Source organism: Phormidium sp. CCY1219 (genome assembly GCF_055795085.1).
Window position 1 is genome coordinate 1 of sequence record NZ_JAYFEQ010000584.1, and the last position, 23,824, is coordinate 23,824.

Consider the following 23,824-nt stretch of genomic DNA (forward strand, 5'->3'; position numbering starts at 1 on the left):
AAACCCAGATCTCAAAGGTCTCGGCCCAGAAGCCCGCGCCGTACCGCCTAAGCGGTCGGCGTCGGGAGTACGTCACAGAGGGATTCTCGTTCTCGGGCGAGCCGGGTTGAATCCAAAATGGTATACTTTATTAATTTTTATACTTAATGCGAGAGAGGAGATTTTATACATAAACCGCTAGGGTGGGCAACTTGTTGCCCACCCTACGCGGCTTGCGGGGGAGGCGGAGCCTCGGGATATGCGTTCCCAGGCTGAGCCTGGGAACGAGTTTGAACGAGTTTGACGAGTTTGACGAGTTTGATTATATGCAAAGTATCAACATCAAAACCTTGTGCAAACCAAGCCGGTGGGGGAGGGGGCGAGAAACGTGGGGGATGGAAATAGCGAAGAGGCTTTTCGCGGGTCTGCTGATGGGGGCGGAGGGGTTGGGCGAGGATGCCTGGGGAGAGGATAGAAGGCATCGCCTAGGGGATCCTGCCAGGGAGGGGGTGGCGGCGGGATGCCGGAGAGGGCAGGTTGCGGATGGCCCACCCCGGGGAGAAACGGCGTCACCGTGCAACATCAACTTGCCCGGATGCGGGGCATTTCCCCTGGCAATTTTTTGTAGCAGCGGGGTGCAAAACCGCAACCGATCGCCCATCAAACTGCCCGGATAGGCTGCGCCGACAGTACCGGACCGAGGGGGTGGCAGAAAAATCATCCCCCTCCCGAGGATTTTGCATGAGCGGGCAATGGGTTAAGATATCAAGGCACAAGTGAACCGTAACGGTGCGGGGAAACGCCGGTGCAAGTCCGGGGCTGTGCGGCAACTGTAAACCCCGGGAAGAGGGGAGAAGTTCGAGCCGGTGGGATTTTCCCAGTGGCAACTGGACGCTCGAACTGCGCCACTCTCAACCGAGGTCAGCCAGAATGCCCCTCCGTTACTCGCTCACGATATTCCTGCCTTGCACGGGAAAGGAGCTCCATAGTTAAGAATGCATAACCTAAACACAACCAACTCGATCGCCGTGACATCTCAAACCCGAGACATCCAGTCTGTAAAACTGCCCCCTTTGCCGATGAAGCGTCCCCTGTTGCTCATCGGTCACGGTACGCGAAACGCCCAAGGGCGGCAGACGTTTTTGGATTTTGCTACGGCGTATGAAGCTTTAGATCCGTCGCGCCCGGTGGTGCCTTGTTTTCTCGAACTCACTGGCCCGACGATTCAGGAAGGGGTCGATCGCTGCATCGAACAGGGCTATACCGAACTGTCTGCTCTGCCGGTGCTGTTATTTGCCGCGCGCCACAACAAGTTCGATATTACCAACGAATTAGACCGGGCCAGAGAGCGCCATCCGCAGCTTAAATTTCACTACGGGCGTCATTTTGGCATTGCGCCGTCGATTTTGCAGATGTGGCGATCGCGTTTGGCGCAACTCGATAGCGGCGATCGCAATCCGCAGCAAATCGAGCGCTCGGACACTGTGGTGCTGTTTGTGGGACGCGGGTCTAGCGATCCCGATGCCAATGGCGATGTTTATAAAATGGCCCGGATGCTCTGGGAAGGCAGCGGGTATAAAAATGTGGAAGTCTGCTTTATCGGCATTACTCACCCCCGCCTGGAAGAAGGATTCGATCGCGCCCGCTTGTTCCAGCCCAAACGGATTATCGTTTTACCCTATTTCTTGTTTACCGGGGTATTAGTGGAGAAGATTTTCCACATCAGCGCCGCACAACAAGCGCAATATCCGGATATTTCAATTACCTGTTTGCCGGAAATGGGCATCCAGCCGGAATTGCTACAATTGATGCGCGATCGCGAAATCGAAACCCAACTGGGTGAAGTGCAGATGAACTGCGAAGCCTGCAAGTTCCGTCTGGCTGCAGTGGGCAACGGCAACGGTCACGCCCATCACCATCACGGCCACGACCATAGCCACGGACATAGCCACGGGCATGACCACGGACATAGCCACGGGCATGACCACGGACATAGCCACGGCAGCGAAGACCCCTATGCGGATCTCAGCGCCTACCACGATCGCATTTGGCAAACCCCCTAATCTCTCCCCATGTGAGTTTGCGTCTCTGTGCAAGTGAGGCGTAGGGCGCGATTCCCCGATTCCGGTAGGCAATTCTCCCACAGGCGGGTTCGGGGGACGCGCAGGCAACCCGTGGGGGTGGGGCGGGTTTCGCCCTAGAAGCGGGCGATCGACAGGGTGACGGTAAAGGTGCTGCCTTCGTTCAGGTGACTTTCCACTTCGATGGTTCCGCCATGCGCTTCCACGCATTTTTGCACGATCGCCAACCCCAAACCGCTTCCCCCAATTCCGCCTACATTGGCGGCGCGATGAAAGGGTTCGAAAACATGGGGTAAATCATCCTCGGGAATGCCGCGCCCCTCATCTTTCACGGTCAACATGACGTTATTCTTGTTACAATTTAAGGTAAAATAAATAAAGCGTTCTGATGGGGTATATTTTAAAGCATTGCACAATAAATTTTCCACAATATGTTTTAAAAGTTTGGCATCCAAACAGACGCTTTGGCACTCATTGCAAGGCACAAAATCAATGGCGCGATCGCTTCTTGAATGAAGAAACAGTTGTTCTCGAATCACATGGGCGCAAAACTCATTTAAATCCAATTGTGCCGGTTTAAATTCCAGTTGCTGCCTTTCTCCTTTGTCGAACAATAACGCATCTTCGAGCAAGCTGGTCATGTTGCGAATCCCGAGGCGAATTTTGTCAAACAAAGGAGTCGTTTTGTCTCTTGCGATTCCCTCATAGTAGCGTTCCAACATTTGGCACGAGAGATAAATGAGGTTGAGCGGCGTGCGAAACTCGTGGGAAAGGGTACAAATGATCCGGGATTTGAACTGGCTGACTTTGGTTTGGGTTTCTAACTGGATGCGAAAGTCTTCCAATTTTTGGCGGTCCGTGAGGTCGCGGATCGACCAGCGAAAGCCGGTTAATTCTCGCTGAGAATCGAGCATTGCAGAAATCGAAATAGAGCTGAGAAACCCTTGTTTATTGTGCGGTTGCAGCCACACTTCCCAGTCCCTTACCGCTGGGTTTTCTTGCAGGGCATGAAGTTGACGGCGAAAAATTTGGCGGTGGGATTGGGCGACGAACACGGTAAGGGGTTTTCCGCGCATAAACCTGGGGTCTGCATTCAAAAGCCCTGCTGCGGCGCGGTTGGCTTCCTGAATCTTGCCCCGAGTATCGGTGACGAGATAGCCATCTGGCGCTTGTTCGAATAACTCCCAATAGCGCGATCGCTCCACTTCCACTTGTTCCCGGGCGATCGCTAATTCTTGATTTTGCTGATGCATCTCTTCTGCCGCAACGTGCAACTCTTCTAACGCAACGGACAATTCGCTCACCACAGTTGCAATGACTTCTGGGGGCTGATTGTTTATCACGACGACAGATTTTTGAAGGGTCTCTAAGCGATTTTGGGCAGATTCGAGTTCTTCTGTAAAGTTATGAAAATCCATGAAGCCATCCGTAAGGGTGTAACTACTTTTGACATAAGCAAGGGTGCAAAATATGCATGCACATTTATTGGGGGGGAGGCGGTAGCCTCGGGAGGGACGTTCCCAGCATGGGCGGGGAACGAGTTAAGGAGTTAACGAGTTGTTAAAGTTGGACTGGGGTTGAAAGAGAATTAAATGCAGGCTTTATAAAATAAAATAAACCGGGGAAAATTGTCGCTACAATGGCCTTTGGTGCTTTCCATTCACAGCCGAGTGGGGAATGGTTTTCGCAAAGCGAAGGTTAAATCTGGTTCTGGAAGAACGCCGGGGATTTGCTGCTACAAATTGAGAAAATTGTACGCCTCAATCATTATAATCGAAAAATCCCCCAGAACTCGCCTCTGTGCTTTCCGGGGGTAGGGGTGAGGGCGAGGCGGGTACCGGGGAGAAACACACCGAGGGACGGGGCAAATACAAGGATTCACCGGCAGCGAACCGCATTCCACCCGGGAGAATCCACACCCCACAGGAGATTGTCAAAATTATCCCTCCCGGTTGTCATGGTTTTGTGACTGATGGTCTGAGGACGAGTCATCGGCGATCTGTTTTGATTTTTTTAGCTGCACTTCGGCGCGTTCTGCCAATTTCTCGCTAATGTCCCTGTGGATGCGAACCGCCTCAGAATGTGCCTCTACAGCGGCTTCATAGGCTTTATTTCCCGGTTCGCCGGCTTGTTCGGCTTTTTTGCCGTATTCCTCGGACTTTTTGGCCAGTCGGTGGATTTCCCGTGCCCCTGCCTCGATTTCTTTCCCCACCTCGGGCGATCGCGCGTCACCCTCTTGCAAAGACTGGCCGATTTGCTCTAAATGCTTGGCGTGCTTTTGCGATTGGCGCGCGTGTTGTTGGGCGGCTTTAGCGTTGCGTTGTGATGTTTCATGTTCCATAAAAAATCACCCCTGTGGGTTAAAATTGCATGTTTGCTTTCACGATAAACAAACCATCGGGGTTTTTGGCACTATCAGAAGGTAGAATTTATCGATCGCTCAGGGGATGAATTACATCTGCTCCATCATCAAAATTACCCCTTGGCATTCTCTGTTGTGGTCTCGCAGGGGATTGAAGCTGACGCAACACTGAATCGATCGCCCTCGGCGATTCACGGCATCCACGATCATTTGCGGACGTTCCTGTTCCCCGGCGAGGCATTGGCGCATGGGTTCTCGCAGGCGGTCCACGGGCAAACCGATATCCAAGCTAAAAATCGAGCGCTCTTCCACCTCATCGGCGCGCAATCCCCACAGGTCTTCTGCGGCTTCGTTCCAACTGGTAATGTTAAATTCGCGATTGACCACCACCACCCCGTTTTGCAAACTGGTGAGGATGGAATATAAAAATGCATTGGCTTGATTCAGGTCATTGGTCCGCAACCGCAACTCGTCATTAATGGTTTGCAATTCTTCGTTAGTTGAGTGCAGTTCTTCATTCATGGTTTCGAGTTCTTCGTTGGTGGATTGCAGTTCCTCGTTGGTGGTTTCGAGTTCTTCGTTGGTGGATTGCAGTTCCTCGTTGGTGGTCTCCAATTCTTCGTTGCTCGATTGCAGTTCTTCATTTGCGGTTTCCAATTCTTGGGTGGAAGAGTGCAGTTGTTCTTGCAGGTCGTGATAGCGAGTCACGTCCATAAAGGTAATGCTGGCGCCAAACAAGTCACTGCCATTTTCTTCCAACACGGCGAGTTCCACATCCAGGTATTGGACGGCATTTTCTGGCAAATGGCGAACCACATCTTTTTCCATCACGGAGGTGCGATCGCGGTAAACCCGCTCGATGCGCGATCGCAACTCCAGGGGGCGGTAGGAAATTTCCAAATCCTGCAAGGGTTTGCCGATATCCTGGAGGTCGAGGCGGAACATGGAGCGCGCCTGCTGATTGGCCAAAACCAGGATGCCGTTGAAGTCTACCACCACTTGAGCTATCGGCAGCTTGTTAAACGCCGCTTCGCGCAACAGCACGTTTGGCGAACTACGGTAGCTGACATCTTCGTCCGTCCCCTGGGCTAACACCATCAGGCGATCGCGCAGCTCGAGTTGCGCCACTTTCGTAAAGATGCGGTGTTGCAAACTCAGCGGGGTAAACAGGTTCGTGTGAGTGAGCAGCATTTCCGCCTTGCCCAGAAACAAGGCCCCGCGCTCTTTCAAGGCAAAGTGAAAGCGAGCCAAAATCCGCGATTGAGTTTCGGCATTAAAATACATCAAGGTGTTGCGACACACCAGCAAGTCCAGGCGAGAAATCGGCGCATGCTGCACCAGGTCGTGACAGCCGAAAATCACCCCCCGGCGCAGGTCGGAGTCAACCACCCACCGCTCTCCCACGGGCTGGAAGTATTTCTCTCGCAATTCGTTGGGCAGCACTTCGAGCTGTTGAGGGTGATAGGTTCCCTGACGGGCCTGCACCAAGGCATCGCGGTCCATATCCGTGGCATAGATTTTGACGCGCTGACGAAACTGCTCTACCCCGATCGCTTCGGCCAAAATCATCGCCAGGGTGTAGGGTTCTTCTCCCGAAGCGCAGCCGGCACTCCAAATGCGGATCTTTTCTTGCGGAGGTTTGGCGTTGAGAAGATTTTGCAGGGTATGACGCTCAAAATACTCCCAGGCACTGGCATCGCGGAAGAAGCTGGTGACGTTGATTAAAATAGTGTTAAATAGGGGAGAGAACTCTTCGGGATGGACTTCCAGGTAATCTAAGTAATCGCTAAAGTTGTCGATGTTGTGCGAGTGCATTTGCTTTCTCACCCGGCGCTTCAGGGTGGAGCGCTTGTAGCCGGTGAAGTCAAAGCCGCGCGATTGCCGCAAAAAGTCGAGGAGGGCTTCAAATACTCTATCGTCGTTGCTATTCATGGGGTTCGGGTGTCTACCTACCGGATCGCGGAGTGCTTGCGATCTCGATTTTACCACCAATCCTCATCCGTCGGCGGCGCTTGAATGGTAGCGCTTGTGCAGGGATAAAGACATGGGAAAAACAAGTCGGCGCGATCGGTGTGGGAGTCAGGGAAAAAAGCCGATCGCCTGCCGGCGGGATGAGCGGTGAAGAATTTGGCAGCTAGGGGATGTCAGTTGCCCAGGGTTGTTTCCGCATCCCAGGATCCCTGGGAGTTCGTCAATTTCACCAGAGTGGCAGCTACTTCCGACAAGGGCACGATCGCGTCTACTAGGCCGGTGGCGATCGCGGCTCCAGGCATGCCAAAATGTTCCGCAGTGGCTTGGTTTTGCGCGATGACGGTGCCGCCATTGCGTTTGATGGCTTCTATGCCTTTTGCCCCATCGTGACCCATGCCGGTGAGGATGGCAACCAGCGCCCGGTCTTTGTAGCGCGTGGCGATCGACTCGAAGAGGATGTCGGCGGAGGGTCGCACGAAGTTAACGCGCTCGGTTTGCGTCAGGTGAAAGGTCCCATTCTCGGCGATCGACAGATGGTAATTCGCCGGCGCAAGGTACAAGCAGCCGTCAGAAAGAGCCTGCCCTTCCTCTACGGGGTAGATCGATAAGGCGATCCGCTTCGCGAGAATCTCCCCCATCATCGAAGGATGGCGGGGATCGAGATGTTGCACCACCACCAGGGGCAGGGGAAAATCTTCCGGTAAATGCCCGAGCACTTCAATCAAGGCTTGGACGCCCCCCGCCGAGGTGGCGATCGCCACAATTTCAAATCGACGCTTAGCGGCGGATCCGGCGCGATCGTCCGTTTTGTTGTCTTCTGTTTTTGAAGAATTGTTTATCATATCATAACCTCTTTTATTAGTTCTCTACTCACTGATATATTTTTTTAAAAATTCTGTTTTTTACTATTGTCTTAAACTGTAGCATAAATAATTTTTGTTTTGTAGCCGGGAGATTGTAGTAATTTACCCTCAACTTGTAAAATACAAGGGATAGACCTGAGAAGTGTTCATCACCAGAGCAATGTCCAAAGAATTTACGATTGGGGATAAAGTCCGGGTGGTGGCTTTGCCCGCTTATGTGAAGACCGCCGAATCCATGCCGATGCTGCGTCCGCCGAATGTGATTAAGATAGGAGAAGAAGGGACTATCCTCGATCGCCAACCGGGCGGATATTGGAGCGTGCGCTTTACCAACGGAGCGTTTCTGCTCGAAAGCCAGTATATCGAATCGGCGAGGGAGGAGCAACCCCCACCGGAAACCGAATCCGATACCGGGCCAGACCCCCTGGCACCTGAAGAAAACTGATGAAAACTCATACTGCTTGCTTGATTTTTAATCCCGTGGCGGGGAAAGGAAATGCCGACGCCGAGTTAAGAACCATTTTCCAGCTTTTGTCACCGCAGATAAAGCTCGATATTCGCTATACCCAGCCGGATGTCAGCGCCACCGAGTTGGCAAAAGCAGCGATCGCCGATGGCGTGGATTTGGTGATTGCTTCTGGCGGGGATGGCACCATTTCCGCCGCCGCCAAAGCCTTAGTTCACACGGAAATTCCCTTGGGTATTATTCCCCGAGGAACCGCCAATGCGTTCGCCGCCGCTTTGGGAATTTCCGATAAGATTCCCGAAGCTTGTGACGCGATTTTAAACGGCGTGACCCGGGTTATCGATGCGGCATCTTGCAACGACCAACCCACGATTTTGCTCACCGGAATGGGATGGGAAGCCGAAGCGGTAGAAAATGCCGATCGCGAGGCAAAAAACTGGTTTGGTTTTCTTGCTTACGTGCTCTCCGGATTTGAAAAATTATGGGATATGCACTCGTTTACTGCCCAGATCGAAATCGAAGGAGAAGTCACGGAAATTAAAGCCCTTGCCGTGACAATTGCCAATGCAGCGCCGCCGAGTTCTGTCTTGGCCCAAGGGCCTGCCGGCGTGCTTGTGGATGACGGAAAATTGGATGTGACGATTATTTCCACCGCCAACGAAATCGGGGCGTTGCAAGCAGTATCGAGTTTGATGGGAGGGGCATTACTCGGCACTGCAGCGAACCGGGAAGATATCGTTTACCTGCGGGCAAAAGACATAAAAATTACCGCCACGCCGCCACAAAAAGTGGCGATCGATGGCGAGTTGAAAGATGAAATTCCCTGTTTGAACTTTCGCTGTCTTCCCCTGGCATTGCAGGTGGTGGTTCCCCAGGTTTAAGGGCGATCGCCGGTGGATTTCGCCACCGCAAAATCCACAATAATCGGCAGATGATCCGAACCAACATTTGGTCCGATTCGCATGTGGATAATTTTAATTTCTGGAGAAACCAAACAATGATCGATGGGGATATAAAATAAAGGCTTGTGGGTGGGCCAAGTGGGCATGACGCCAAATCCCTGACGGCTATTTTGCAAGTTGGCAGTTTTCACCATAACTTGATAGTAAGGCGACCACATGGTGGTGTTTAAATCTCCCACTACCATCGCCGGGGTTTTCAGGTCAGAAACATATTCGGCGATCGCGGCTAACTGTCGGTTTCGCGCTTTAAACAATTGGCGGCGAGTGGGAATATGCGGATGAGTCGCCACCAGGGATAATTCTTGTCCGTTTAAGGTGACTCGTGCTAAAATAGCCGGACGATTTTTCACCACTTGTTGGATGCTGACATCTTCGAGGGATTTCTTGCTGTACACTGTCACGCCCCCCGCCCGCACCACATAGGGAAATTCATCCTGCAAAACCGCTAATTTATCCGCCCAAGTCCCGTTAGATTCCAGGAAAACGGCAAAGTCCGGTTGTTCGTTTCGCACCAAAGAAATCGCGCGATCGTACTGTTCGTTCCTCCCCAAAACATTGGATATCAACACCCGATGCGGTGGGGAAAATTCCACCCGATCCGGGAAAGATTGCGCCGGAAAATACCACGGGAGAATCGCCCATAAATTAATCAGCAGACAAACTCCACTGAATAACAGCCAAAATCCCTGGCGCGTCAGCGCGAAATAAATCGCCGGAAAAATCGCTAAAATCAGATATTGCAGTTTGAAATGAGACAGCAGTTCAAATCCTTGATGAAAGCCTCCCAAATAGCCGGCAATGGAAGGACCCATTACCCCCAAGGTGAACAGAATAAATCCTCGGGTAAAAAACCGCTTCCACTGCGGATACCAGCGAATCGGGCGATGAAGCACTCCCCATTTCAGTTTGACTTTCAAATCAGCAGAAATAGGGAGTTTGTTGATTTCTTCTACCAGTTGTTCTATCGGTTGGGTTTTGCTGCGCTTTTTATACAGTTCGATGGCGATTCCATCCACCACCAACTTGCTCGCAAAATTCGCCAGCAATCCGATAAGGGTTAAAATGAATAATCCGCCAAATAATCCCAACGGTCCTCCCAGACTTTTTAGGGCAGATAACACCTCGTCATTCCCAATTCCCCCCCGGGCATTTACCCTCAGAAATAAATACAAGGTGGGAATGCCAATTGATGTGGCTTTGATGAAGATTTCATCCATTGTTGGTTTCCTCTAGGGTCAGCATTTTTTTGCTGGATTGGGTTAAAAAAAGCCTTATAGCTAAAGTTGGTTATAAACCGACTAGGAACTTTACATTAAAAGCATTTTAGTCGGTTTTAACCCACATCTTGCACCATTCTCAATAACCCTTTGTCACCCGACGATCCGGCGGGGATTTTAATCCCCCTCGGGTGTCGCTTTAAAATGAGAGGTTAATTCCCACAATAAGTGGAATTGTCCTAAGTAGTCGGCGAGGGAAAAGAAAGTCAGCAAAACAATACCCACTTTCAGTCCCAGCAGCAGGATGGACTGGAGTGGCCCGAGTCCTAAAAAAAGCATCGAACTTTTGCATCCGCCTAACCTCACTAAAGTGATTCGAGAAGAAAAGAAGAAGAAGAGAAGAGTTGAAAAAATTCGCCCCCCGAGGAGGGTGAAGGTAGAGACAGGTTGCGGGGAACCAAACCGAAGAGATCCGCCGCCAGAGTGGGGAAAAAGCGCCCAATGCATACGATAAATGAGGGAAATAGCAAATGGAGGGGCGATCGCGCAGCCAGTTGCGATTTGCGTCAGACCCGGTTTCGCGCTAAGTTATCAATACAGTCCCCATAGCTCATCTGAGATTTCTGAATACGTCAGCACCCCGCTCGTGCATAGGCGGGGCTTCAAGCCTCGATATGAACGGTAGCTGACCAGCTATCCCATGAACGAGGGCTGCGTTATCGGCAAGAGTTAAAATACCTACTTTGGGATGCCACGCCAGTCCCGAGCGGCTAGAACCGAGGCGAATTGAGCGAGCGAAAACTGCACCTCTTTTCGCTCTCCCCAGTGGGGGACGGCGGCTCAAGCCGCTCGTGTCGTTTTTCCTCCGCGCTCTTGCATAGGCGCGGCTTCCAAACTACCGGAGTTTTTTCGTGATTGCAATCTATCCGGGCAGCTTCGATCCGATCACCCTAGGGCACCTCGACATCATAGAGCGAGGCTGCAAGCTGTTCGATCGCGTCATTGTGGCGGTGTTAAGGAATCCGAACAAAACGCCCCTGTTTACCGTAGAAAAGCGGTTAGAGCAGATTCGCCACTGCACCGCTCATCTGTCTAACCTAGAAGTAGACAGTTTTGAAGGGCTAACGGTGAACTATGCCAAAATACGGGGAGCTGCGGTCCTCTTGCGAGGGCTGCGAGTTCTCTCGGATTTCGAGCTAGAACTCCAGATGGCTCATACAAACCAAACTCTTGCTTCCGAGATCGAAACCGTTTTTCTGGCATCTTCGAACGAATACAGCTTTTTAAGCAGTAGCGTCGTGAAAGAAATTGCCAGATTCGGCGGGCCGCTCGATCGCCTTGTTCCCCAATACGTTGCGCTCGATATCTACCGATGTTACGCCAAGACTCAGCCAGGATTGACCCCGAAGACCGATCCAGCATCCCCGAAGAATCCTCCGACACCGGAGCTGGATCCCTAGATATCCAGCGGGAACTGAACCGACTCGAAGAGATGATCCTCGATAGTCCCCGCATTCCCTTAACCGGACGTACTCTCGTAGACGAAGAACAGTTGCTCGAGCACTTAGACCTGCTGCGGCTGAATTTGCCTGGTGCGTTTCAGGAAGTGGAAGAAATTATCCGCCACAAAGACGAGATTATCGTGCAAGCGGAACAATACGCCCAGGAAATCCTCGATGCAGCGGAGCAAAGAGCAAACCAGATTCTCGATGAAATGGGCATTGTCCGCCAAGCGAAGCTAGAAGCGGACCGCCTCAGACAGCAGGTGCAGCTCGACTGCGAAGCGGCCCAGGAACAGACCATATCCGAAATTGAAAACTTGCGGCGACAGGCGCAACAGGAGCTTGACGAAATGCGCGCAAGGGCGATCGCTCAAGCAGAAGGCATCGAACGCGGAGCGGACGAATACGCCGACAGCGTGCTGCAAAACCTCGAGAGCCAACTCGGCGAGATGCTGCGGGTAATCCAAAACGGGAGAGCGCAACTCGATCGCAACCCGGGCGGCGGGTCCGCGCCACCGAGTTCCGGATCTTATCCAGAGCGATGAGAAAGACAAAAGATTGGAATTAAAGGAAGAATTTGGAATGGCAAATCGAGAGGTTCTCAGCTAAAAATTCTTCCGTATTTTTGTTTTAATTTTTAATGGTTTGCTCTGGCTTGATGGGTTCAGAAAAGTTTCGCCGTCAGTTACGAGAGTGCGCTCGCCAGTGGCGGGCAGAAGGGGAAATTTCCGAGGAACAGTACCAACACTTTGCGGCGCGATATCAGTTTGACAGCCTGGAGACGAGTACCCGAAATCGCCTGATTGCCATTTTAATTGGGTTGGGGGCGATTCTGGTGGGCATCGGCGCGATCGCCTTAGTGGAAGCGAATTGGCAAGTGTGGTCGCGATCGCTGAAGATTTCCCTGCTCATGGGGCTATTTGTAGGGATGAACGCGATCGGGTTTTACTTGTGGCGCGTGCCCGGGAAGGCATCGGAGCTAACCTGGGATTGGCAACATCGGGTGGGACAGGGATTGCTGCTATTCGGATCCGTGATTATGGGAGCCAACATGGTGCTGATCCGGGAAATGTTCCTCCTGCATGGGGCGCGCGCCGAGTGGTTTTTGATCTGGGGCCTGGGAGTGCTGGGGATGGCCTATAGCCTGCGGTTGAAGTCTGCCGGCATGGTGGCGACGGCATTAATTGGCCTGAGTTATTGGCCCGGATTGGCAGAGGTTTATTCCACAGATGGGATATCTTGGCTCAGGCCGATCGTGCAGCACATGCCCTTGATGTCGGCGTTTCTGCTGTTACCGTTGGCTTATTGGTGCCGATCGCGCTTCATTTTCTTGGGGGCGGCGATTCTGCTGATGGTGTCTCTGGAAGTGAATTTGCTGGTGGGGATGAGCCTTTTAAACCTGCCTAACCCTTGGATGCTGGCGATCGCCTATGCCTTGCCCCCCACCCTGCTGTGGAGCTACGATGACAATCGCTGGCAGTTAACCTCTCTGTTCGATAAATTCGACCCGGGGATTCGGTTTCGCCCGTTGGCGCGGACTTTGGCCCTGGTGTTTCTGACCGTGACGTTTTATTTTATGTCGTTTCATTGGTTTTGGTCGTCTCGGGTGCAGAATTTGGCGATCGCGGGAGAATTGGAAAGCTGGATGTGGACCGGTCCAGTGGCGGCGGCGCAGGTTCGTCACGGGTTGTCTTATCTGGTGGATGTGGCGATCGTGCTCGGGAGTTGGGTGGCGTTAGAGTGGAATACTCGCTTCCCCGCGTCGCCGGGGCGATGGAAGTTTGAGATCGAAGCGGTGGTGGGGAATGGGTTGGGGTGCGCGATCGCGATCGCCTCGGGGGTGCTGTTTTGGCATGTGGCGATCGAACCTCTGCTGGGAATTGGGGCATTTGTGTTTAATCTGCTGCTGTTTTTCTTGGGGTATGGGTTGATTCGCGAAGCGGTGGCGCGCGGGGTGCGCGGTACGTTTTGGTGGGGGACGATTCTGTTAGCGGTGCAGATTTTCAGCCGCGCGATCGAGTACAATATGGGATTAGGAGTTAAGGCGGTTGTGTTTCTCGGTTTTGGTGTCTGCACGATCGCGCTCGGAGTGTGGTTCGAGCATTATCTGATTCGCCGCAGTCGGTGGCTGTCTTTGGCCTCGGCATCGGTGGAGGAGAAGGGGGACAACCGAAGCGATGATGAATGAACCGCGCGATCGCAACTCAGAATCGGCGATCGGCAATTTATTCGCTCCCAAGTCGGTCTGCGCATGGCGATTTTGGATTCCTATGCTGTTTCAAGCGTTGCTGATTCTGTCGGTACCCCTACCGGCAATTTACATCCACAGAACCGGTCGGGTGGTGCGGTTGGCAACGGAACCGATGGATCCGGCGCAGATGGTAGCGGCGCGATCGCCTACGGTGTCTTATCAAATTTCTCATTTGGAAATGCTCGATAGGCTTCCCGGGTGGGAGAGGTTACCGGGGACCTCCCTTTGCACTCAGCGATCGTCGAGCGGGTCGCGGGAGTGCGAAAATGAAGTGCAGTTTTTGTCAGCCGGGATTGGAGTTTATGTGATTTTGCAAGCAGCGGAAGGTGAGCCAGAGCCGGGGTCGCCAAAGGTCTGGGAACCGGTGGGCTTAAGCCGCGATCGCCCCACCAATTTGCCCCCAGACCAAATCGCCATCGCGGCGCGATCGACGGGGACTTCACTTAAGTATGGCGTGGAGCGGTTTTATTTATCTCCGCCCCTGCGCCAGCACTTAAGTGAGCTGGCTAGGTCGGTGCCACCCCCAGAAACCGAGGAATCAGAGGAACCGAATCTGCAGGAGTTGGTGGTGGAGGTGAAGGTGGATGAGAAAGGGAATGCCCTCCCAGTGGGGGTTTGGCTGGGCGATCGCTATTATCCTTTTTAATCGATTTCTCTCCCACCCGCGCCGTTCCACGGTTGCAAATTCCCATGATTAAATGACCGCGCATCTGTTGGAAAGGCGATCGAAACCGTTCTTGAGGAACATTTATGGTAATATAGCTGCATTGCGATAAAGTAAAATAATGAGCGAGCGTTCTGCGATCGAGCGATCGCAGGCGAAAAAACATGTTGTTTCAAAATTGGAGAAGGAGAAAATTACATGACATCATCCGTGCAAACAACGCATGAGAGTTCCCAACCCTTAAAGCTGAATTGGTGGGCGGTGCTATTTTTTGCCACTTTTCATGGGGTGGCGTTGCTCGCCCCGTGGTTTTTTTCCTGGTCCGCCCTGGGGGTGACGCTGTTGCTGCACTGGCTGTTTGGGAGTATTGGGATATGTTTGGGCTATCATCGGTTGTTGAGTCATCGTAGTTTGCAAGTTCCGCAGTGGTTGGAGTACGTACTCGCCTTCATCGGCGCATTAGCCCTGCAAGGCGGACCGATTTTCTGGGTCGCCGGACACCGCCTGCATCATGCGTACACTGAAGATAAAGAGAAAGACCCCTATTCGGCGCAGCGGGGATTTTGGTGGAGCCATATGTTATGGATTTTCTATCCCCGGGGGGAATTTTTTGACTACGAGCGCTATAACCGATTTGCACCGGATTTGAGCCGCGATCCCTTTTATCGGTGGTTAAATCGGTACTTTCTCCTGCTACAAATTCCCTTAGCCGTGCTGCTGTACGTCATTGGGGGTTGGTCGTTTATCATCTATGGCGTTTTCGTGCGATCGGTCTTGTTGTGGCATAGCACCTGGTTCATCAATTCCGTGACCCACGTGTGGGGATACCGCACCTTTGAGAGCAAAGACAACTCTCGCAATCTGTGGTGGGCGGCGATTTTCACCTATGGCGAAGGCTGGCACAACAACCACCACGCTTATCCCAACGTTGCCAAAGCCGGATGGCGTTGGTGGGAATACGACCCCACCTGGTGGGCGATTTGGCTGCTCAAACGCCTGGGTCTGGCGCAAAAAGTGGTCATGCCCCCGGCACAAAGCACGAGCAAAGGATAAGATACACCTGTAGGGGGTTCGAGTCCCCCGTATAGATTCCGGTTCTCCGGAAACCGAGGGCAATGTTCGATAGCAAGTGATATAAAAGCGGCAATTGCCCTCGGCGCGATCGCCAATTAACTTACCCAATGTATGCCTTTAAACGAGCCGCCGTAGGGTGCGCGACCCCCGCACCGAGGTTGGGCAATGTGGCGCGCGATCGCCTGCGGGGGTCACGCACCGCAATCCGGTGGATGGGAATGCCACATCGTGGGTTTAAGAGAGCGAATGACCCTAAGTGAGGTGAGGTTCCCCCCGGCGGGGAAACCGGGATTACTTCAAGCGGCCCGATCGCAGAATGCTGACAATCAACCACAAACCGATAAAACTAGCCGCCGCAAACAGCACATCACTCACCCAGTAGACCTGAGAAATTTCCGTTTGAGCGGAGATAATTGCCGCGCCCATAATCAGAGAACCGACCAAGATACTAAACGAGAGACGGTTCGCCGAATCATCGATCGTGCGACGCAAGCCTTCCACCTCGCGCACCGACAAATTCCAGCGCAAGGTTTCCGAAGTTACCCGGTCTAAGAGCACCTCAAATTGCCGGGGAGATTGTAACGAGAGATTTTTCACATCCAGGGCCGTTCTGAGCAACCCTTGCAGGGGAGCTTCGCCGATGAGCTGACGTCCGAATATATCCGTCATTAACGGTTTGATTTGCTCGGCGAAATTATACTCCGGGTCGAGATTGCGAGCGATTCCTTCGAGATTGGCGATCGCCTTCGCGCACAGCCCCATATTCGAAGGCATTCGCAGGTTGTTATTCCGAGACACTTCCAGAATTTCATAAAACATCTGGCTAAAGCTCAGCTCGGACAGACTCATGTTATAGTACCGCCGCAGCAAGCGATCGTAGCTGGTTTCCAGGGTGGACATATTCACGCCCTTGCTGGTAGTTCCCGCCATTTCCACCGCAAGCTGACTGCAGCGTTGGGCATCGAGATTGACCATTGCCAACAGCATCTCGATCAGAAGCTGCTGGGTGCGCGGATCCATGCGACCGATCATGCCACAATCGATCAGCGCCACCCGCCCTTCCCCGATATAGAATAAATTGCCCGGATGGGGGTCAGCGTGGAAAAAGCCATCCACGCAGATTTGCTGGAAAAAGACCCGAGTCACCAGAGTAGCGACCTCGCGTTTTTGCAGCCTACTATCTGCATTATTGGGGTCTTTTTTATCCCCATAATCTGCCAGCAAAATGGGAGCGCCTTCCACCCATTCCATCACCAGCAATTTTTCGGTCGTCAAATTCCAGATAATTTCCGGAATGATTAACTTGCTCGGGTCGAACCAGCGACTCTTGGATAAATTGCGGCGCAGGCGATCGGTAAATCCGGCTTCTTCCGCAAAATCCAATTCCCCACGCAACGCACCGCCGAATTCATCCGCGAGCGATTCGAGATCGTAAGATTCGCCATAGTCAGTAATCGACGCCAATTCTGCCAATCCCGAGAGCAAGGCAATATCTTGCTCCACCACAGTTTCGATTCCGGGGCGCTGAACCTTCACCGCCACTTCCCGTCCATCGCGCAGGGTAGCCCGATGGGTTTGGGCAATGGATCCCGCCGCCACGGGTTGGGTATTAAAAGTGGAAAACACCTCTTCGAGAGGCTGTCGAATTTCTTTGCGAATCGTGACTTCCACTTCCTCCCAAGGAACTGGCGGTACTTCCGCTTGTAGCGCCGTCAGCTCGTCAATATACTCCTGGGGTAAAAGGTCCGGGCGGGTACTGAGCAGTTGACCCAATTTGACATAAACCGGGCCGAGATCCACGAAAATATTCCGCAGAACGGCTGGTGGCGGGAGTTTCGGCTCATCGGGTTTTCCACCCGTCAGCAGCCGCCGCATATAATCCCAACCATTGCGAAAAACGACCTCAGCGATATCGCGCTGACGACCGCTGGTTTGAGTGAGGTTTGATATCATGCTATAACTCGCCGCTGATTAAATGAAAAGGACTCAGGAAGAAGGGACAAAGATGGCGGGTCGATCCAGCGCCACCTACCGAATCGGTCCTGGGATTGCCAAACTAGGGATTGGGCTGTTCGCCGTCTCCTTCAGGACGGACGATATCTTGTTCGCCGAGATATTCGCCGTTTTGAACTTCGATGAGGACCAAAGGAATCACCCCCGGATTTTCTAGGTGATGGGGGGTACAGGCGGGAACGTAGGTGGATTGGTTTTGCACCACCAGGGATTCGTTATCGCCGCAGATCACCTTTGCGGTACCGGAAACCACGATCCAATGTTCGCTGCGGTGATAGTGGATTTGGGTTTTGAGGCGATGTCCGGGTTTGATTTCTACCCGGCTAATGCGATAGCGATCGCCGCTTTCCAACACCGTAACGGTGCCCCAATAGCGGCTTTCGGTGGTCACTTCCCGGTTGTCTACGGTGGAAGTGTTCGATGCGGACCGATCCATTGTTTTTTCTGGTTTGGTTTCGGTTTTGGTTTCGCTCATTGAGTATCTCCCGAAGGTTTGTAGCGCGATCGCCTCGGTTGCGCTGCGGCTGATGGACGTTAGCCCCCTACGCATTCCCGGACGGTTCACACGCGCGCTTTCCTACAAGATAACGCAGGGACGGCGGAAGGTGGCGAGGGTGAACGGGCCTGGGGACTTGCCCGTTTTCCCGGGCGGGTTACAATTCGCTGCGAAATTGCGGGTCTTCTTCTAAGCGCTTGAGCACTTTTTTGATGTCTTGGGTGCGGTCTTTTTTCACCACCAAGGTGACGTTGCGATCGCGCACTACCACCACATCGGACAATCCAATGGTGACAATGCGATCGTCTTCGCTGCTGGAATAGACGATCGCCCCGGTGGTGTCCATCCCGATATGAGGCGCAAGTTCCAAATTCGCTTGGTCTCCTTTGCGGAGTCGTTCCAACGCCACCCAGTCTCCTAGGTCATCCCAGCCAAACGAGGTGGGAATCACATAGGCGACGCGAGTTTTTTCCATTACCGCATAGTCGATACTGGTTTTCGGCAATTCGGCGTAGGCGGCGGCACCTTTTTCGGCTAAGGGATCCAGGATTTCCTGGGCGTGGGTGCGGAGTTCTTCTAACACCACACCGGCTTTGAAAATAAACATGCCGCTATTCCAACTGTAGCGACCGGTGGCGATAAAGTGTTCGGCGGTGTCGCGTACGGGTTTTTCCGTAAACCGATTGACGCGATAGGCGGTGAGGAAGCCATAGGTGCCGACGGATTCTCCTTGTTCGATATAGCCGTATCCCGTGGCGGGATGGGTGGGTTGGATGCCCAAGGTGACGATCGCCCTTTGGTTTTGCGCCAGATCCCGCGCCGAAAGGAGGGTTTTGCGATAAGCCGATTCGTCCCCGATCCAGTGATCGGCGGGGAAAAAGCCCACGATCGCCTCTTCCCCATGTCGCCGCGCGATTTCTAAGGTGGCCCAAGCCACTGCAGGGGCCGTATCTTTTCCCTGGGGTTCTACCAGTAAGTTTTCTACCGGCAATTCGGGTAACTGTTCTTTGATTCCATCGGCAATTTGGGCATTGGTGACTACCCACAAGCCGTCCCAACCCCCCGCAACTTCCAACAAGCGATCGGCGGTGGCTTGTAGCAGGCTTTTGCCACTTCCATCTAATGATAAAAACTGTTTCGGACGCGATCGGCGAGAAAGAGGCCAGAATCGTTCCCCTTTGCCACCAGCGAGAATTACGGGAATCATTGACTGTTTTTTTTAGCTCAATTGTTGGGTTTCATTATACCCGTTCTCGCCTCGGACTTGGCTGGGCGTTTGATTTTTCTCCCGGCAGCTTTCCCCGGGTTATTGGGTCAAAGCCCACTTCCCTTTTTGGCAATCTTATCTTTTAACATACTCAGGGGTAAATTGCAACCCCTTTTGTGGAGGAATTGCCGCAATTGTTGGGAATTCTCCATAAGTTGCCTGCGGGGGAAGCCACTGGGGCAAAGGTTGTTTATTACCCCGGCAGGTTTGGATACAATTATGACGATTAAATTTTGGTAAAATAGGCGGTAAAGATGAGATTAAATTCCGGTTTATTTCCGGCAGAATTACGGCTTTTGGGGGAAATGTTTGGGATCGCTTGGGAAAATCAACCTCGGAAAAGCAGTATTTTTTGGCAGTATTTGCGCGAAATTATTCTGTGGCATGCTCTGGCTTTGAGTGCCGGGAAACCAGAGAGGCGACTTGGCAAGGGATTGTTATCTAAGATACAAAACCCCCGGGGATCCGAAAGAAAAACCCTTTTGCGGTGGAACCGTTGAGGGCTGGGGGTCTCGGGTAAGAGAATGCTTGATGTGAAAAAGTTGTGAATTGGAGCGACTTGAGAACGGGATGCGAAGAATTGTATCGTTTTGTAAAGTTTGCTGAGAACTTCACAACTTATTCACAAAGGAATTTTACGTTGGTCATAGAAAGACGAAGCACTGTAGAGCGAGCAGGCGATCGCGCTCCGGTGGAAGGGGAAAAGTTCCACTGACTGCCGGAGGTACAGTCAATCGGTTGAGAAGCGTCGCTCCCCATCGATAACGGGTTATTGCCTAGCTGAGTGCTTCTCTTTACATTTGAGAACGAACGGTAATTTAATAAACCAGCATGGGGGATATATGAATACTTGTCCTTGTTGTTCCTACCCATTAATGCGACACATTCGCAGTCATAGTATCTACTGGTTTTGCCACCATTGCTGGCAAGAAATGCCCAACTTTGGCGAGTGTGAACCCTTAACTGTGGGAGTATCGAGTGGGGTGGATGCACCACAGGTAATGCCAATGGTACGGGATCCGTGGGAATGCGAAATCAGCTTGAGAGACAACGCGCGAGTTGTGGCGCGCAATAGTAAGTTTGACAATGCCAAACCAACACCGCAGCGGTATGAGGTGTCGAACATGTCAACGGGGCGATCGCCAATTAAGCGCGATCGGGTATTGACCGGCGTGTCCAACGTTGAGTAATCTGAAAAAATAAGTCAACAGCCAATCATCTCGATGGAGATGGCCAGTGGGTAAAAAGCGGGCGGCGCTTGTGAGTGGTGTGAATTGAGTCAAAGGGTAAAATAAAATCAACCGCCCGCCAAAGGGAAAGGCGCGGTGAGAACCATCCTGAGTCCGAGGGGGAAAATGGGTATTTTACAAGCACAGAAAAGCTGGACTGAGGATAGAGAATGTTCGATACCGTAGAGGTGTATGAAAATGCCTCTCCACCGCCGCCACCGCACCGGAAAAAAAAATCGCGAAAACGAAAGCCCACAAGAGCGAAAGCGTCATTGTCCGCGATGCTGGCGCGTCTGGTATTTTGCAGTTGTGGGTTGCTATTGCTAGGTAGCATATCGGCAACCGTGGGGGGGATTTTGGCACTGGTGCGCCCAAATGTGGCGTGGATCGGAACGCAGAGGCGATCGCTGAGCCAAGAAATGCGCGATCCCCTGCAGGGGTATGAATTATCCAGACCCATGAACGTTTTGCTGGTGGGGATTCACCCAGACTCCGAGGCGCAGAACTCCCCAGAGTGGAGAACAGAAAACAGCGATCTGATGGTGCTAATGCGCTTCGATCCCGAAACCGAATCGGTGCGGGCGCTGTGGATACCGCCCCAGACGCGAGTGAAGATTCCGCAACGGGGACGAGCAACCATTGCAGAAGCGAACCGAATTGGCGGAACCGCGCTCACCGCCCGTTTGGTGAGCGATCGCTTAAACGGCGTGGCGATCGACCGCTACATTCGCCTCAATAGCCAAGGATTTCGACAGGGAGTGGATTGGTTAGGGGGGGTAGAAATGAATCTCGCCGAGTCGATTCCCATTGTGCAGGAGGAGGACTCGGTGTCGGAAAACCGACCACCGGGATGGGAAACCTTAACCGGCTTGCGGGCGCTACAGTTTGTCGGGATGAGAGACGGCGAAGCGGATGGAGAATTGGAGCGAGTGCAGCGACAGCAAAGATTTCTGAAGGGATTGCGACATCGCCTCGCGAGTCCCAGGGTCGCACCGCAGTTAGAGCGCATGGTGCGGTTGATGCAGGAATATGTGGATACGAATTTAAGCGCCGAAGAAATGCTGGCCCTGGTGAATCTGGCCCGATCGCGATCGCCCGAGGGGTTGAAAATGGTTCTGTTACCCGGGCGGTGGCGCAACGCCGATTCCGAGGAAAACCGACAGTGGACCATCGATGAGTCCGATCGCGATCGCCTCATCGCCGAGTATTTCCTTCCCGAGTCTCGCAACGCCGATACCGAGGAAAGCGCAGAGGACAGCTCAGAGGCGCAGCGATCGCTCAAACGGGTAAAAATTGCCGTTCAAAATGCATCCCGGGATCCATTGGCGGTGGGACAATTGGTTAACTCCCTCAAAGCGCAAGGGTTAGAAAAGGTTTACCCGGTAGCCCCCTCGCCGCAAACCCAACGGCACACCGAAATTATTGCCCAAAATGGGGACTTCGCCGCCGCCAGCGCCCTGCAAACCCTGTTAACCACCGGGCGGATTGAGGTGAGTTTCACTGGGGAACTCGGTTCCGAGATGACGATTAGAATCGGTGACGACTGGCTCGAGGCTTCCGAATCCGATTTGCTAAAGTAAACCGGAGGCAAAACGCGGCTAGAAGGCAGCAACCCAGATGGCACAGAAAAAATCGAGAGCGGCGAAAGGCTCTTTAGTACGGCGCTTGTCCATCGTCATCTTAGTGGGGGCACTGGCATGGTTGTGGGTGATGCTCAGTGCCACACCGGCGATCGGAGGGGAAGGCGGATAAATCCGGGGAGGGTGGAGAAACAGCCTCCTCCCCTGTTACCTTGCTTTGTCAGGGATAATGCATTGTTTACAATAGCTGGTATCCGACAGCGGAATATCAGGGGGGAAAACCGGAGTACCGAGGGTGAAAAGCGATACCAGAGAGTGCGCTCCCCTGAGTCACTGGCCAATTCGAGTTAATTTTATCCGCTTTTCCCTGGCTTTTGAACGAGATTCGCCGCACTCTCCTTTTGTCGCAAAGCAGGGTGGTACAATGATTTCATCTCGAGCGGTACAGTAAAAGACCCAACTACCGATTCCGAGCCACCCGCAGACACGACCTCTTGAGAGATGGACTAACACCCTGTAAATCCTAGAGAGTCGGTTCATACCGGTGGGAGTGCGGGTCAAAGTTTCACTACACGCCCCATAGCGGAAACGACTTGGGGGTGTTGCTGGGCTAAAGTTTCCAGAACACGGCGAGAATGCCGCCTGTGGGGAGGGATAAGCCCTTCTAATCAAGAAGACACCACCACTTTGCGTAGCAGGTGGAGGAGCATTCGTCCACAGAAGGCAACCCTTCTGGTAGAATTTTGAAGGTTTCTATGACGCACGATCGATGGGAACGAGACGCGCAAGGATTGCAATAGATGCGATGGGTGGGGATCATGCCCCTGCCGAAATTGTCGCTGGAGCGCTTAGAGCTTCTGAAGAGCTAGGCGTTGAGGTTTTATTGGTAGGAAATCCCGAAAAGATTGAATCCTGCCTAAATGAGCGTAAAAAAGACGCGAACCCCGCCGCTGTGGAACGTTTGGAAATCGTTCCGGCTGAGGATGTGGTGGAAATGCACGAGGAACCCCTGAGTGCATTGAAACGGAAGCGCAAGGCTTCTATCCGGGTAGCGATGGGGCTGGTGAAAAACAACGACGCTCATGCTGTGGTGTCTGCAGGACACTCGGGAGCCGCAATGGCAGCCGCTTTGCTGCAATTGGGGCGTTTGCCCGGGATTGACAGACCGGCGATCGGAGCAGTGTTGCCCACCATCGACCCGGATAAGCGGGTTCTGATTTTAGATGTGGGAGCCAATGTGGACTGTCGCCCCAAGTTTCTCGAGCAGTTTGCGGTGATGGGCACGATTTACAGCCAATACGTACTCGGCGTGGAAGAACCCCGGGTAGGACTGCTTAATATTGGGGAAGAACCCACCAAAGGAAACGATTTGGCGGTTCGGACTCATCAGATGTTGCTGGACAATCCCCAAGTACCGTTTGTGGGCAATGCCGAAGGACGGGACGTGCTTTCGGGCAACTTTGATGTGATTGTCTGTGATGGATTTGCGGGCAATGTGTTATTGAAGTTCGCCGAAGCCGTGGGTGAGGTGGTGCTGCAAACTCTGAAAGAAGAGTTGACCGACGGCATCCAAGGCAAACTGGGCATGGCGCTGTTGAAACCGAGCTTGAAGCGGTTTAAGCAGCGGGTGGATCACGTGGAACATGGGGGTGGGTTGTTATTGGGAGTGGCCGGCGTGTGCATTATTAGCCACGGTAGTTCCCAAGCCCCGACGATTTATCATGCGATTCGGTTGGCAAAAGACGCGATCGAGCATAAAGTGCTTGATAGAATACAGTCGCAGTTTCAAGAAAAGGGTCAGCAATCGGCGGTTAGTTCTCAGCCGAGTGACGGCTAAGGCAGAACTT

General features: G+C 52.8%; 24 protein-coding genes. 14 read left to right on the forward strand and 10 right to left on the reverse strand.

Annotated elements, in window-relative coordinates:
- Nucleotides 1–374: 374 nt before the first annotated feature.
- On the forward strand, nucleotides 375–656 hold the full coding sequence (locus tag AC0QH1_RS16295; protein WP_324632265.1) for a hypothetical protein: 282 nt from the start codon (nucleotides 375–377) through the stop codon (nucleotides 654–656).
- A gap of 351 nt (nucleotides 657–1,007) precedes the next feature.
- Nucleotides 1,008–2,042 carry a sirohydrochlorin chelatase gene (locus tag AC0QH1_RS16300; protein WP_324632266.1) on the forward strand — a complete coding sequence of 345 codons (1,035 nt, stop codon included), beginning with the start codon at nucleotides 1,008–1,010 and terminating at the stop codon, nucleotides 2,040–2,042.
- A 134-nt stretch (nucleotides 2,043–2,176) separates the two neighbouring features.
- Here the strand turns inward: AC0QH1_RS16300 and AC0QH1_RS16305 are convergent, their stop codons facing one another.
- The 4 genes from AC0QH1_RS16305 to AC0QH1_RS16320 all read right to left on the reverse strand — a co-directional run bounded on the left by AC0QH1_RS16305 (nucleotide 2,177) and on the right by AC0QH1_RS16320 (nucleotide 6,354).
- A complete protein-coding gene (locus AC0QH1_RS16305; protein ID WP_324632268.1) occupies nucleotides 2,177–3,478 on the reverse strand; it encodes a PAS domain-containing sensor histidine kinase in 1,302 nt (433 codons plus the stop codon).
- Between the two features lie 342 nt (nucleotides 3,479–3,820).
- Nucleotides 3,821–3,997 carry a hypothetical protein gene (locus AC0QH1_RS16310; protein WP_324632269.1) on the reverse strand — a complete coding sequence of 59 codons (177 nt, stop codon included), beginning with the start codon at nucleotides 3,995–3,997 and terminating at the stop codon, nucleotides 3,821–3,823.
- Between the two features lie 2 nt (nucleotides 3,998–3,999).
- Nucleotides 4,000–4,401: a hypothetical protein gene (locus AC0QH1_RS16315; protein WP_324632270.1), complete on the reverse strand. Its 402-nt coding sequence runs from the start codon at nucleotides 4,399–4,401 to the stop codon at nucleotides 4,000–4,002.
- Between the two features lie 111 nt (nucleotides 4,402–4,512).
- Entirely contained in the window at nucleotides 4,513–6,354 is a 1,842-nt protein-coding gene (locus AC0QH1_RS16320) for a CheR family methyltransferase (protein WP_324632271.1), read from the reverse strand.
- Nucleotides 6,355–6,386: 32 nt separating this feature from the next.
- Here AC0QH1_RS16320 and AC0QH1_RS16325 point away from each other — a divergent pair, with 32 nt between their 5' ends.
- A complete protein-coding gene (locus AC0QH1_RS16325; protein WP_324632272.1) occupies nucleotides 6,387–6,560 on the forward strand; it encodes a hypothetical protein in 174 nt (57 codons plus the stop codon).
- A gap of 6 nt (nucleotides 6,561–6,566) precedes the next feature.
- Here AC0QH1_RS16325 and AC0QH1_RS16330 read toward each other — a convergent pair whose 3' ends face one another.
- Nucleotides 6,567–7,235 carry a chemotaxis protein CheB gene (locus AC0QH1_RS16330; RefSeq protein WP_324632273.1) on the reverse strand — a complete coding sequence of 223 codons (669 nt, stop codon included), beginning with the start codon at nucleotides 7,233–7,235 and terminating at the stop codon, nucleotides 6,567–6,569.
- A gap of 181 nt (nucleotides 7,236–7,416) precedes the next feature.
- Between AC0QH1_RS16330 and sipA the strand changes: the two genes are divergently transcribed.
- Both sipA and AC0QH1_RS16340 read left to right on the forward strand, forming a co-directional pair.
- Nucleotides 7,417–7,701: a regulatory protein SipA gene (sipA, locus tag AC0QH1_RS16335; RefSeq protein ID WP_324632274.1), complete on the forward strand. Its 285-nt coding sequence runs from the start codon at nucleotides 7,417–7,419 to the stop codon at nucleotides 7,699–7,701.
- On the forward strand, nucleotides 7,701–8,603 hold the full coding sequence (locus tag AC0QH1_RS16340; RefSeq protein WP_324632275.1) for a YegS/Rv2252/BmrU family lipid kinase: 903 nt from the start codon (nucleotides 7,701–7,703) through the stop codon (nucleotides 8,601–8,603). The genes sipA and AC0QH1_RS16340 overlap by 1 nt, the downstream gene beginning before the upstream one ends.
- On the opposite strand, the gene AC0QH1_RS16345 is transcribed toward AC0QH1_RS16340, so the two are convergent.
- Both AC0QH1_RS16345 and AC0QH1_RS16350 read right to left on the reverse strand, forming a co-directional pair.
- Complete coding sequence (locus AC0QH1_RS16345) at nucleotides 8,600–9,901, reverse strand: endonuclease/exonuclease/phosphatase family protein (protein WP_324632276.1); 1,302 nt, start codon at nucleotides 9,899–9,901, stop codon at nucleotides 8,600–8,602. The two genes, AC0QH1_RS16340 and AC0QH1_RS16345, sit on opposite strands and share 4 nt — an antisense overlap.
- A 177-nt stretch (nucleotides 9,902–10,078) precedes the next feature.
- A complete protein-coding gene (locus AC0QH1_RS16350; protein WP_324632277.1) occupies nucleotides 10,079–10,240 on the reverse strand; it encodes a hypothetical protein in 162 nt (53 codons plus the stop codon).
- 572 nt (nucleotides 10,241–10,812) lie between these two features.
- Between AC0QH1_RS16350 and coaD the strand changes: the two genes are divergently transcribed.
- The 5 genes from coaD to AC0QH1_RS16375 all read left to right on the forward strand — a co-directional run bounded on the left by coaD (nucleotide 10,813) and on the right by AC0QH1_RS16375 (nucleotide 15,371).
- Complete coding sequence (coaD, locus tag AC0QH1_RS16355) at nucleotides 10,813–11,361, forward strand: pantetheine-phosphate adenylyltransferase (RefSeq protein WP_324632278.1); 549 nt, start codon at nucleotides 10,813–10,815, stop codon at nucleotides 11,359–11,361.
- On the forward strand, nucleotides 11,274–11,948 hold the full coding sequence (locus tag AC0QH1_RS16360; protein ID WP_324632279.1) for an ATP synthase subunit B family protein: 675 nt from the start codon (nucleotides 11,274–11,276) through the stop codon (nucleotides 11,946–11,948). Before coaD ends, AC0QH1_RS16360 begins: the two co-directional genes overlap by 88 nt.
- A 95-nt stretch (nucleotides 11,949–12,043) precedes the next feature.
- Entirely contained in the window at nucleotides 12,044–13,591 is a 1,548-nt protein-coding gene (locus AC0QH1_RS16365) for a DUF2157 domain-containing protein (protein ID WP_324632280.1), read from the forward strand.
- Nucleotides 13,581–14,300, forward strand: a complete 720-nt coding sequence (locus tag AC0QH1_RS16370; protein ID WP_324632282.1) for a GDYXXLXY domain-containing protein — start codon at nucleotides 13,581–13,583, stop codon at nucleotides 14,298–14,300. Before AC0QH1_RS16365 ends, AC0QH1_RS16370 begins: the two co-directional genes overlap by 11 nt.
- 228 nt (nucleotides 14,301–14,528) lie before the next feature.
- Nucleotides 14,529–15,371 carry an acyl-CoA desaturase gene (locus tag AC0QH1_RS16375; RefSeq protein ID WP_442957324.1) on the forward strand — a complete coding sequence of 281 codons (843 nt, stop codon included), beginning with the start codon at nucleotides 14,529–14,531 and terminating at the stop codon, nucleotides 15,369–15,371.
- 312 nt (nucleotides 15,372–15,683) lie between these two features.
- On the opposite strand, the gene AC0QH1_RS16380 is transcribed toward AC0QH1_RS16375, so the two are convergent.
- The 3 genes from AC0QH1_RS16380 to AC0QH1_RS16390 all read right to left on the reverse strand — a co-directional run bounded on the left by AC0QH1_RS16380 (nucleotide 15,684) and on the right by AC0QH1_RS16390 (nucleotide 19,108).
- Nucleotides 15,684–17,345 carry an ABC1 kinase family protein gene (locus AC0QH1_RS16380; protein WP_324632284.1) on the reverse strand — a complete coding sequence of 554 codons (1,662 nt, stop codon included), beginning with the start codon at nucleotides 17,343–17,345 and terminating at the stop codon, nucleotides 15,684–15,686.
- Between the two features lie 103 nt (nucleotides 17,346–17,448).
- Complete coding sequence (locus AC0QH1_RS16385) at nucleotides 17,449–17,841, reverse strand: phosphomannose isomerase type II C-terminal cupin domain (RefSeq protein WP_324632327.1); 393 nt, start codon at nucleotides 17,839–17,841, stop codon at nucleotides 17,449–17,451.
- Between the two features lie 217 nt (nucleotides 17,842–18,058).
- A complete protein-coding gene (locus AC0QH1_RS16390) occupies nucleotides 18,059–19,108 on the reverse strand; it encodes a mannose-1-phosphate guanylyltransferase (RefSeq protein ID WP_324632286.1) in 1,050 nt (349 codons plus the stop codon).
- Nucleotides 19,109–20,043: 935 nt separating this feature from the next.
- Here AC0QH1_RS16390 and AC0QH1_RS16395 point away from each other — a divergent pair.
- The 4 genes from AC0QH1_RS16395 (at nucleotide 20,044) to plsX (ending at nucleotide 23,814) form a co-directional block, all read left to right on the forward strand.
- Nucleotides 20,044–20,358, forward strand: coding sequence for a hypothetical protein (locus AC0QH1_RS16395; protein WP_324632287.1), 315 nt, complete (start codon nucleotides 20,044–20,046; stop codon nucleotides 20,356–20,358).
- 209 nt (nucleotides 20,359–20,567) lie between these two features.
- Nucleotides 20,568–21,977 carry an LCP family protein gene (locus AC0QH1_RS16400; protein ID WP_324632288.1) on the forward strand — a complete coding sequence of 470 codons (1,410 nt, stop codon included), beginning with the start codon at nucleotides 20,568–20,570 and terminating at the stop codon, nucleotides 21,975–21,977.
- A gap of 37 nt (nucleotides 21,978–22,014) precedes the next feature.
- Nucleotides 22,015–22,149: a hypothetical protein gene (locus AC0QH1_RS16405; protein ID WP_324632289.1), complete on the forward strand. Its 135-nt coding sequence runs from the start codon at nucleotides 22,015–22,017 to the stop codon at nucleotides 22,147–22,149.
- Nucleotides 22,150–22,746: 597 nt separating this feature from the next.
- Nucleotides 22,747–23,814 carry a phosphate acyltransferase PlsX gene (plsX, locus tag AC0QH1_RS16410; RefSeq protein WP_324632290.1) on the forward strand — a complete coding sequence of 356 codons (1,068 nt, stop codon included), beginning with the start codon at nucleotides 22,747–22,749 and terminating at the stop codon, nucleotides 23,812–23,814.
- Nucleotides 23,815–23,824 lie beyond the last annotated feature (10 nt).

Coding starts and splice junctions, on each gene's coding strand:
- AC0QH1_RS16295 (WP_324632265.1), top strand. CDS start 375: ATGGAAATAGCGAAGAGGCTTTTCGCGGGTCTGCTGATGGGGGCGGAG.
- AC0QH1_RS16305 (WP_324632268.1), bottom strand. CDS start 3,478: ATGGATTTTCATAACTTTACAGAAGAACTCGAATCTGCCCAAAATCGC.
- AC0QH1_RS16315 (WP_324632270.1), bottom strand. CDS start 4,401: ATGGAACATGAAACATCACAACGCAACGCTAAAGCCGCCCAACAACAC.
- AC0QH1_RS16320 (WP_324632271.1), bottom strand. CDS start 6,354: ATGAATAGCAACGACGATAGAGTATTTGAAGCCCTCCTCGACTTTTTG.
- AC0QH1_RS16330 (WP_324632273.1), bottom strand. CDS start 7,235: ATGATAAACAATTCTTCAAAAACAGAAGACAACAAAACGGACGATCGC.
- sipA (WP_324632274.1), top strand. CDS start 7,417: ATGTCCAAAGAATTTACGATTGGGGATAAAGTCCGGGTGGTGGCTTTG.
- AC0QH1_RS16340 (WP_324632275.1), top strand. CDS start 7,701: ATGAAAACTCATACTGCTTGCTTGATTTTTAATCCCGTGGCGGGGAAA.
- AC0QH1_RS16345 (WP_324632276.1), bottom strand. CDS start 9,901: ATGGATGAAATCTTCATCAAAGCCACATCAATTGGCATTCCCACCTTG.
- AC0QH1_RS16350 (WP_324632277.1), bottom strand. CDS start 10,240: ATGCTTTTTTTAGGACTCGGGCCACTCCAGTCCATCCTGCTGCTGGGA.
- AC0QH1_RS16360 (WP_324632279.1), top strand. CDS start 11,274: ATGTTACGCCAAGACTCAGCCAGGATTGACCCCGAAGACCGATCCAGC.
- AC0QH1_RS16365 (WP_324632280.1), top strand. CDS start 12,044: ATGGTTTGCTCTGGCTTGATGGGTTCAGAAAAGTTTCGCCGTCAGTTA.
- AC0QH1_RS16370 (WP_324632282.1), top strand. CDS start 13,581: ATGATGAATGAACCGCGCGATCGCAACTCAGAATCGGCGATCGGCAAT.
- AC0QH1_RS16380 (WP_324632284.1), bottom strand. CDS start 17,345: ATGATATCAAACCTCACTCAAACCAGCGGTCGTCAGCGCGATATCGCT.
- AC0QH1_RS16385 (WP_324632327.1), bottom strand. CDS start 17,841: ATGGATCGGTCCGCATCGAACACTTCCACCGTAGACAACCGGGAAGTG.
- AC0QH1_RS16390 (WP_324632286.1), bottom strand. CDS start 19,108: ATGATTCCCGTAATTCTCGCTGGTGGCAAAGGGGAACGATTCTGGCCT.
- AC0QH1_RS16395 (WP_324632287.1), top strand. CDS start 20,044: ATGCGACACATTCGCAGTCATAGTATCTACTGGTTTTGCCACCATTGC.
- AC0QH1_RS16400 (WP_324632288.1), top strand. CDS start 20,568: ATGTTCGATACCGTAGAGGTGTATGAAAATGCCTCTCCACCGCCGCCA.
- AC0QH1_RS16405 (WP_324632289.1), top strand. CDS start 22,015: ATGGCACAGAAAAAATCGAGAGCGGCGAAAGGCTCTTTAGTACGGCGC.
- plsX (WP_324632290.1), top strand. CDS start 22,747: ATGGGAACGAGACGCGCAAGGATTGCAATAGATGCGATGGGTGGGGAT.